Origin of the sequence: Anabaena sp. UHCC 0451 (assembly GCF_034931405.1) — a bacterium.
Lineage (GTDB): Bacteria > Cyanobacteriota > Cyanobacteriia > Cyanobacteriales > Nostocaceae > RDYJ01.
Window position 1 is genome coordinate 84,213 of record NZ_JAYGHA010000025.1, and the last position, 2,082, is coordinate 86,294.

Genomic DNA, 2,082 nt, shown 5'->3' on the forward strand with positions numbered 1-2,082 from the left:
GTCGGGGATCTAGGCAATACCCTGCAAGTATTATTGATTTATGCTAAGTTATTAGCAGAATAGGTTAAATATATGTATAAGTACCTGCCCAAATTATCAGTATTCTTGGTAGCTGTAACCGCGTCACCATTTTTGTTACTCCCGGCCACAGCAGAAACCAGATGTCTCAACTATTGGGTTAATCCCGCTACAGGAAAAGAGGAGTGTTTAAATCTACCTATTAAAAAACAACCTGTTGTTGATGCTAAAAAACCAGCAGATACACCAGCAGGATTTGAGTTTTTAACTAAATCAGAGAAAGGTGAACATCTATTTATTCAAGTCAACAATACAAGGCGTGTTGATGGTATTTTACAATCTTTCCCCACAGTAGTCACTAAAAAACTTAACGGAAAAATGTATGATACAAGATACCAGGTTAGCTGTAATCAAAGGCTTGTATACATTACTTCTAGTTCAGATTATGCAGTTAATAATTCACTCTCGATAGTAGTTAGTGAACCAGGAACAATTGGGTATATGATTTGGGATAGAAGTTGTGCAAATATTCAGCTTTCCACATCTACTGCTAATGTCAGAAAATGGAGAATTGTACCTACCCTATGTGGAGAATACAAGGTTAAAGTAGTCGATCAAAATAATGTAAAACCACGGCGGTTAAATCCATATAAGTTCATAAATAATGGTGGTCATTTATCAACATTAAAGCCAAAGAGAATCGGATTAGATCCAGTTTTGGGTAACAGGCAAACCTTCAATAAAACAAATCAAAATTACAATCCAGTACAACCACACATTGAATTTAACTTTCAGGAGAATGATCAAATATCAGGAGGGTATAACCGGCGGAGTTGTCAACGTGATTACAGACATTGATTGATATAAAGTGCGATCGCTAACTACGCCATCGAAGTGTCTTTTCTTTAATTGGGTTAATGAAAGAACGCCCTTCAATTTGAGAACGAGCAAATTCTGCTTTTAATCTATAATACCAACGGGCTTGAGCATCAGCATCTCCAACTAAAGTTAAGGGGGTATTATGTTTCAAACCAATTTGTTGTTTCAGTAAAATTTCTCTATCTTGATTGAGAAAACTGCGCGTAAACGATAGCAACAATGGCTGGAAAATAGGAAACCAAGGTAACGTTGTGTAGAACATAGTTGTTTCTTCTGTTTCAGTTTCGGAAATGGGAGTAATTGCTGTGAGGTTACAGACGAGATGTTTTTCAGTGGATACTCTCTCAATCCGAATTCCTGGTAAACTAAATGAGATTTCGATCTGTGGATTTTCTCCAATCAAGCGATAGAAAAAGGTTTGCTGTTCTATTGGATGCTTTTGCATTGTAAAACCATACAAAGATGGTTCAAAGGCTTTAACTACTTCCTTTAGTGTTTGCGGAGAACGCCACCACCAAGCCTGATGAACGAAAGCAATATGAGCAGGATCAATCAATCCTACTACTGCATGATCAACATCACAGGGAAGACGGATAGACTCAATAGCTTGGTGGGATTGGTCGCCAAATTCAGGGATGCGTGGGATGTCTTCTAGTATTGAGGAAGTTTCCTCATTTGACATATAAATCCATATATTTCCTTGCGCTTCTTGTGTTGGATAAATTTTCGTTTCACTTCCCTTAGCAAAAACTTTACCTGAGCGATCGCGACTAAAAACAATTAACTCGTTCAAGAGGGTTTTGGAAATTATTTTTCCAGGTTTTAGCTGCTGACTCGGTAAAGCATAGTACCAAGTATTCCTTAAAAACAACGGTGTTTTAGCCATATAATTAATTGGGGGGAAAGGATTGTGATAGTATTGAATAAACAGGTTGAAAATTTTATTCAGAATAAAACTGGGTGGAATATTGAACATCCACCTGGGATATTATTGATACTTTAACCTTATGAGTTGATTAAATTTCTGTACTGAGGTACAGGCTATTTTTTGCTGTTAGATGCGTAAAAAATCCTATCTTGTCTCAGCTTTCAATTGTGGGTTTATTAGACATCTCCGAAAATTAAATGTGAGTGACTTGAAACCCTTGTAGAGACGTTCCATGGAACGTCTCTACAATCTTTTTT

Annotated in this window: 2 protein-coding genes; one reads left to right on the forward strand and one right to left on the reverse strand. The window is 36.9% G+C overall.

The genetic code is table 11. The features are described 5' to 3' along the window. The first annotated feature begins 72 nt into the window (after positions 1–72). The gene (locus VB694_RS17730; RefSeq protein ID WP_323361653.1) at positions 73–876 is read left to right on the forward strand and encodes a hypothetical protein; all 804 of its coding nucleotides are present in this window, start codon (positions 73–75) and stop codon (positions 874–876) included. 19 nt (positions 877–895) lie between these two features. Here VB694_RS17730 and VB694_RS17735 read toward each other — a convergent pair whose 3' ends face one another. Beyond that, a complete protein-coding gene (locus tag VB694_RS17735) occupies positions 896–1,783 on the reverse strand; it encodes an aromatic ring-hydroxylating dioxygenase subunit alpha (RefSeq protein WP_323361654.1) in 888 nt (295 codons plus the stop codon). Positions 1,784–2,082: the final 299 nt, after the last annotated feature.

Bases quoted from the DNA above. Each gene is read 5' to 3' on its own strand.
- VB694_RS17730 (WP_323361653.1), top strand. From the start codon at position 73: ATGTATAAGTACCTGCCCAAATTATCAGTATTCTTGGTAGCTGTAACC.
- VB694_RS17735 (WP_323361654.1), bottom strand. From the start codon at position 1,783: ATGGCTAAAACACCGTTGTTTTTAAGGAATACTTGGTACTATGCTTTA.